Origin of the sequence: Tsuneonella litorea, assembly GCF_025154015.1 — a bacterium.
GTDB classification, from domain to species: domain Bacteria; phylum Pseudomonadota; class Alphaproteobacteria; order Sphingomonadales; family Sphingomonadaceae; genus Tsuneonella; species Tsuneonella litorea.
The window spans coordinates 579,740-585,895 of sequence record NZ_JAOAMV010000002.1 but is presented as its reverse complement, the minus strand read 5'-3'; the positions used below and the strand labels follow the sequence as shown (position 1 = coordinate 585,895).

General features: G+C 66.7%; 6 protein-coding genes and 1 tRNA gene. 2 read left to right on the top strand and 5 right to left on the bottom strand.

Going from position 1 to position 6,156, the window contains the following annotated elements:
* The coding region (locus N0B51_RS06480; RefSeq protein WP_259961455.1) for a hypothetical protein at positions 1–401 on the top strand (401 nt) is incomplete at its 5' end.
* A 171-nt stretch (positions 402–572) separates the two neighbouring features.
* On the opposite strand, the gene N0B51_RS06475 is transcribed toward N0B51_RS06480, so the two are convergent.
* Positions 573–1,013 (bottom strand): aspartyl protease family protein, encoded by a 441-nt coding sequence (locus tag N0B51_RS06475; protein ID WP_259961454.1) that lies wholly within the window; start codon positions 1,011–1,013, stop codon positions 573–575.
* Positions 1,014–1,349: 336 nt separating this feature from the next.
* Between N0B51_RS06475 and fumC the strand changes: the two genes are divergently transcribed.
* On the top strand, positions 1,350–2,726 hold the full coding sequence (gene fumC / locus N0B51_RS06470; RefSeq protein WP_259961453.1) for a class II fumarate hydratase: 1,377 nt from the start codon (positions 1,350–1,352) through the stop codon (positions 2,724–2,726).
* Between the two features lie 37 nt (positions 2,727–2,763).
* On the opposite strand, the gene N0B51_RS06465 is transcribed toward fumC, so the two are convergent.
* The 4 genes from N0B51_RS06465 to N0B51_RS06450 all read right to left on the bottom strand — a co-directional run bounded on the left by N0B51_RS06465 (position 2,764) and on the right by N0B51_RS06450 (position 6,092).
* The gene (locus N0B51_RS06465) at positions 2,764–3,612 is read right to left on the bottom strand and encodes an alpha/beta hydrolase family protein (RefSeq protein WP_259961452.1); all 849 of its coding nucleotides are present in this window, start codon (positions 3,610–3,612) and stop codon (positions 2,764–2,766) included.
* 174 nt (positions 3,613–3,786) lie between these two features.
* A tRNA-Thr gene (locus tag N0B51_RS06460) sits at positions 3,787–3,862 on the bottom strand.
* A gap of 23 nt (positions 3,863–3,885) precedes the next feature.
* A complete protein-coding gene (locus tag N0B51_RS06455) occupies positions 3,886–4,761 on the bottom strand; it encodes a hypothetical protein (protein ID WP_259961451.1) in 876 nt (291 codons plus the stop codon).
* A complete protein-coding gene (locus tag N0B51_RS06450; protein ID WP_259961449.1) occupies positions 4,758–6,092 on the bottom strand; it encodes a replication-associated recombination protein A in 1,335 nt (444 codons plus the stop codon). Before N0B51_RS06450 ends, N0B51_RS06455 begins: the two co-directional genes overlap by 4 nt.
* Positions 6,093–6,156: the final 64 nt, after the last annotated feature.

The following is a 6,156-nucleotide window of genomic DNA, read 5'->3' as shown; positions in this document are numbered from 1 at the left end:
TCGGGCGAGGAAAGCTGCTCGCCCCCGATCCGCGTCAGCCTGCCAGCAACGCAGAACCCGACTTCTTCAACAGAATAAGGGTGGGAAGCGGGCGCAAGTCGGAGCTATCCACACTGCGTGAAGACGCCGATCTGACGGCCTGGTATGTCGATGAGGAGCCGGGCGCCAATGGCTTCGAAAAAACGATTGCCGACTCCAACGGCCAGGGGAGCCTCCTTCACGAGCGCGACTTCAACTCGCTCGACCTCGAGAGGGCCCAGGCGTACAGGATACTCAAGCGTCGCGCGACGCTGCGATGCAACCCCACGCGCACCGACGCTGGTGCTTTCGACTCCCTCCGGCAGACGCGAACGGATTGGCGCAATGGGTTCGGCATCGACGTCAATTCGCAAGCCATTTGATGAACCGGTATCGAGGAACGCGGGGACCTCGTGCCCGGCGATCATGAGGCCGGGCAACAGGATGAGCCGCTCGTCATCCGCAAGGAACTGCAGCGGGACGCGGTAAGAGGAATTGCAATTGCGAGGCGCCGCCGGGGCTGCGCCCTGCCAGATGGTGACGGTATCGGATTCTTAATCGATCAAGACAGCGTTGTCCTTGATCAGACTGTATCCTAAGATTCCATGCATCGGTGCGCCGTAGCGTTCCCGCAGCTTCCCGAGATCGGCAACGAGCACTTCGATCGGGCCGTAATCCCTCCCGCCAATAATGATTTCAGGCACGCTGCTGGGGAAAGCCATGGCGGCCTCGTTGCCGACACCTTCGACCTCGCCGCCTTCGCCCGTTTTCTTCAGGCCCAGCGTCGATGCTTGTGATGCGTCAATCGCCGACGGGTCCACCGCCGCATCAAGGAGAAATGTCAGCGATCGCCCTTCCACTGTTACGGGAAGGCCAATCTCGTGGGAGCGGGCATCGAAAGCGACGGTCGCTGGCTCCCGAGTTGGAGCAGCGGCACAGGCGGCCATCGAGGCTGCGATGGGAACCAATGTGATCCATTTTTGTGTCGCTGCCATGGCGGGAGCGTAGCTGGGCGTACCAGAGGGGCCAAGCTCGGAGGCAAGCAGTGTCCGCACCGGGGTCGTTAGCCGACCGACCGCTTTTGATCGCCAAAACTTATTTCCTACACGCAACCTCGCGCATAGAGCTTCTGTTTCGCTTTTTTCCACCGGAACCGCCCATTATCGCCCAATCGCAATCCCCGAACCCGCCTGCTGCGATTGTCGGGCATTGCGTCAACGACAGGCGTTCGGGAGGGCGCCGGTTTTTCTTCCTGAACTCTGTGGCAAGTGTGACAGGCCCGCGCGCTTAGCTGCCTTGCGCCGCCTGGCGTCCGGGTCCAGATTCCGTTCATGAAAACCCGAACCGAAACCGACACGATGGGCCCGGTCGAGGTGCCTGCCGATCGCCTGTGGGGCGCGCAGACGCAGCGCAGCTTGGAGAACTTCCGGATTGGCGGCGAAACGATGCCGCTACCCCTGATCCGCGCGCTGGGCACGATCAAGCGCGCGGCGGCGGAAACCAATTGCGACCTGGGCGTGCTCGATCCGAAACTGGCGGGGGCGATCGCCTCGGCGGCGCAGGAGGTGGCCGACGGCAGGCTCGACGGCGAATTCCCGCTCGTCGTGTGGCAGACGGGTTCGGGCACGCAGACCAACATGAACGCCAACGAGGTGATCGCCAACCGCGCGATCCAGCTCCTCGGCGGTACGGTCGGCTCGAAGGCGCCGGTCCACCCCAACGATCACGTCAACATGAGCCAGAGCTCGAACGACACCATTCCCAGCGCGATCCACGTCGCCGCTGCGGGCGAGATCGTGGGCCACCTGCTCCCCGCGCTGAGGTCGATGCACGCCGACCTCGCGGCGAAGGCGGAGGAGTGGAGCGGCATCGTCAAGATCGGCCGCACGCATACGCAGGACGCGACGCCGCTGACGCTGGGGCAGGAGTTTTCCGGCTATGACACGCAGGTCGAGGCAGCGATCGGGCGGATCGAGGCCACGCTGCCCGGACTGTACGAACTGGCGCAGGGCGGGACCGCTGTGGGCACGGGCCTCAACGCGCCAGAGGGGTTTGCGACGGGCGTCGCGGAGCGGATCGCGGACCTCACCGGCCTTCCCTTCGTCACCGCGCCCAACAAGTTCGCCCAGCTCGCCGCCGACGACGCGCTGGTCTTCGCGCACGGGTCGCTGGGTGCGGCGGCGACCGCGCTCTACAAGATCGCGAGCGACATCCGCCTGCTCGGCTCGGGCCCGCGCGCTGGGCTGGGCGAACTGGCGCTGCCCGAGAACGAGCCGGGCAGCTCGATCATGCCGGGAAAGGTCAATCCTACCCAGGTCGAGGCGCTGACGCAGGTCTGCATAGAGGTGTTCGGCAACAACGCCGCGCTGACCTTTGCCGGGTCGCAGGGACAGTTCGAACTGAACGTCTATCGCCCGCTCATGGCGTGGAACTTCCTGCGCTCGGTGCGGCTGCTGGGGGACGCCGCGAACAGCTTCACCGAGCACCTGCTCGACGGCCTCGAACCGCGCTGCGACAACATTGCCCGCGGGGTCGAGAACTCGCTGATGCTCGTAACCGCGCTGGCGCCCGAGATCGGTTACGACCAGGCGGCCGCCATCGCCAAGGCGGCGCACAGAAGCGGAAAGACGCTGCGCGAAGCGGCGATCGAGGCGGGGGTCACGGCCGAAGAATTCGACCGGCTGGTGCGGCCGGAAGACATGGTCTGACCGCTCGGTCTTCGCGCGGGCGGCGAATCTTCGGCGCCTAGCGGGCCTCGGTCCGCACGCCGCCGTGCAGCTTGAGCGCGGTTTCGTCGAACGCCTTGGCCATCCAGGCCGATACCGAGGAAACGGCCGCCTTGTCGGCATTGGCGATCTGCTGGAACAGCAGGGCGTCGGCCGGATTCTGCCACGCCCCGTCCTGCGCGCCGATGAAACTGCCCCCGATGGCGCCGTGGCTGCCGAGGAAGAACTCCTCCTTGTATCCCTTTGGATTGTCCTCGAGGCCGACGCCGCAGTTGCCGAAATCGATGCTCGGGCTTTCGAAGAAACCGTTGGAACTCCGCATCCGCAGTTTCATCGCGTCGTCGAGGCGGCCGTACTTCTGGGCTAGCTTGCGCTTGTCCTCGACCTCGCGGCTCTTGTGTCCCTTCTTCAGAAGGAAGACCCGCAGTTCCTTCGCGGTATCCTCGGCAGCCTTGCTGAAATAGTCGACAATCTCGCCCGACCGGCGGGCGTGATAGACCCGCTTCACGTTCGAGGGGACGATCTGCACGTCCACGAACGGATTGAACGTCCGGTCGACCGCGTCGTACAGGAACATTGCCTCGACCGATACGCCATCGCGCTTCAACCACTGGGCGACGCGGATTACCGCCGCTCCCCCGCGGCTATGTCCGGCAAGGAACAGCGGTTGCCTGCCCAGCGCCGCGTCGGCCCTGATGTCGCGATAGGCGGATTCGGCGATGTCGAACGTGTCGTGGCCGTCAAGGACGGGGCCGCGATAGTACCGGCCCTTGTACGCCTTGGCCAACCGGTCGCACATGCCGCCGGTCATGTTCCTGCGATAGGTCAGCCCGTTGGCATCGCCCGTTCCGTCAATAACCGTCAGCATCGGTCACCCCCTTGCAGAGCCGCGCATCCGCCCGCCGAGGCTGAGTCGCGAAGCGCGGATAATAGCCACGGCTTTCCAGCGGGCAAAATGGTCGTTCGTCGGGGATGCCCGGACCGGCCGGTGGAGCGGTCGCGGCCGGCAACCAGACCCGTGGTGGGGGGGGAGGCAAGGGCGTGGTGCCGGCTGCAGGATTCGAACCCGCGGCCCCCTGATTACAAATCAGGTGCTCTACCAACTGAGCTAAGCCGGCGTACCGTGACGCGCGCATTTCGTTCAGAGCGCGCCGAAAGTCCAGCCTTCGGTGCGAGCGATGCCGGGGGTCAAGGCATCGGGCGACCAAAATTGCGGAGCGTGCGCGACGGTCCGTAGCCATGCGGCGGCGAGCAGGGCGTCCGACCGATGATCGTCGATCGGGCCGCGTCCGCGGACCGGCTTGCTGTCGAGTGCGCCAAGCGCCGCATTCAATTCCGCGAAGCTGCGCAGCTTGCTGCGACCGGCGCTGCGGCCGGCGGCGATGGCGGCGATCGTGGTGTAGATCTCCACCGCGACCGAACCGTGATCGGGCAATGGGTCGAACGGCCACAGCGCGAGCTTGTCGTCCAGCCGGTGGAGCACCCGCATCGCGGTGAGGCTCGCCTTGCCGACCTGGCTCGCGCCGACGAGGTTGAAGTTACTAGTGGGCCGGCAGCCGAGCGCGGCCTGGCCGATCCGCTCGGTCAGCCGCAGCCGGCCGGTTCCGCCGCCGAACAGGTCCCCCTCGCGCCCGCCATGGCGGCGATAGTGACGGGCGATCTCGGGATGGTCGACGAAGCTGGCTGCGCCGAGGTGCGGATCGTCGGCGCAGAGCCGTTCCACGAGTGCCCACAAGCCGCGCGCGTCATCGGGGCTGCTCGGCCAACCGGGGAAGAACGCCCCCGCGTCCGCGAACGCGAGCGAGCCCGATATGTCGAGGCCGACCAGCGTTTCGGCGGGCATCTGGTGCTCGATCCACGCGGCGACCTCGGGGCGGGACCAGCGGTGTCCGGGGCGCACGATCTTCGGAGCGGCATTGCCCGCCTCGCAGATCGCCACCGCGATGCCGGCATGGCGCTCGCCCGCGGCGCCCGACCAGTCGATCGCGGCGAAGTGGCGGAAACGGTCCGGCCTCATTCGCCGCCGCGTCGCTCCGCGCGCAGCTTCGCCCAGTATTCGAGCCGCTTGCGCACCTCGCGCTCGAAGCCACGCTCGACCGGGGCGTAGAACGTCTGCCGCTCCATTTCGTCGGGCCAGTAATCGGCGCCCGAGAAGCCGTCGTCGGCGTCGTGGTCGTAAGCATAGCCCTTGCCGTAGCCGATATCCTTCATCAGCCCGGTCGGCGCGTTGAGGATGCTGCGGGGCGGCATCAGGCTGCCGGTCTCCTTGGCGGATTGCCAGGCGGCCTTCTGCGCCTTGTAGGCGGCGTTCGACTTGGGTGCGGTGGCGCAATAGAGGCACGCCTGCACGATCGCGAGTTCGCCTTCCGGCGATCCGAGGAAGTCGTAGGCGTCCTTGGCAGCAAGGCACTGGACGAGCGCCTGCGGGTCGGCGAGGCCGATGTCCTCGACCGCCGCGCGCACCAGCCGGCGCAGCACGAACAGCGGCTCCTCTCCCGCCACCAGCATCCGCGCCATGTAGTAAAGTGCCGCGTCGGGGTCCGATCCCCGCAGGGCCTTGTGCCAGGCGGAAATCAGGTTGTAGTGCCCTTCGCGGTCCTTGTCGTAGACCGCGACGCGGCGCTGGAGGAAACTGCCGAGCGCGGCGGGATCGAGCGGCCCCGAACCATCGGACCCGATCTTTGCCGCGTAGAGCGTTTCGGCCTGATTAAGCAGGAAGCGCCCATCGCCATCGGCACTGGCGACCAGCGCCTCGCGCGCTTCCGGAGTGAGCGGCAGCGGCCCTTCGAGTTCCTCCGCCTTGTCGAGCAGCAAGCCCAGCGCCGCCGCGTCGAGCCGGTGCAGGATCAGCACCTGCGCACGGCTGAGCAGCGCCGCGTTCAGCTCGAAGCTCGGATTCTCGGTCGTCGCGCCGACGAGGGTGACCGTGCCCCGCTCGACGAAAGGCAGGAAGCCGTCCTGCTGGGCCCGGTTGAACCGGTGTATCTCGTCAACGAACAGCAGGGTGCGCTGCCCGGCGGCGGCGGCCTTGTCGGCCTCTGCGAACGCCTTCCTGAGATCGGCAACCCCGCTGAACACCGCGCTGATCGATGCAAAGCGCATCCCCACCGCATCGGCGAGGAGCCGCGCGATCGAGGTCTTCCCGGTGCCCGGCGGCCCCCACAGGATCATGCTGGAAAGCTTGCCTGCCGCGACCATCCGGCCGATCGCCCCCTCCGGTCCGGTAAGGTGTTCCTGCCCGACGACCTCGGACAGCGATCGCGGGCGCAGGCGGTCCGCGAGGGGGGCGTCGGGACGCGGCTCGTCGGCCGTCGATGCCGGAAGACTGTCGGGAAAGAGATCGGCCATGCCCGCGAGAGATAGGAAATCACCCGCGGTTCCGCGAGGGGCTTGCAAAACGATATACCAAAGA

Excerpts from the sequence above, each read along its gene's own strand:
- N0B51_RS06465 (WP_259961452.1), bottom strand. The coding sequence starts at position 3,612 with ATGCTGACGGTTATTGACGGAACGGGCGATGCCAACGGGCTGACCTAT.
- N0B51_RS06475 (WP_259961454.1), bottom strand. The coding sequence starts at position 1,013 with ATGGCAGCGACACAAAAATGGATCACATTGGTTCCCATCGCAGCCTCG.
- fumC (WP_259961453.1), top strand. The coding sequence starts at position 1,350 with ATGAAAACCCGAACCGAAACCGACACGATGGGCCCGGTCGAGGTGCCT.
- N0B51_RS06450 (WP_259961449.1), bottom strand. The coding sequence starts at position 6,092 with ATGGCCGATCTCTTTCCCGACAGTCTTCCGGCATCGACGGCCGACGAG.
- N0B51_RS06455 (WP_259961451.1), bottom strand. The coding sequence starts at position 4,761 with ATGAGGCCGGACCGTTTCCGCCACTTCGCCGCGATCGACTGGTCGGGC.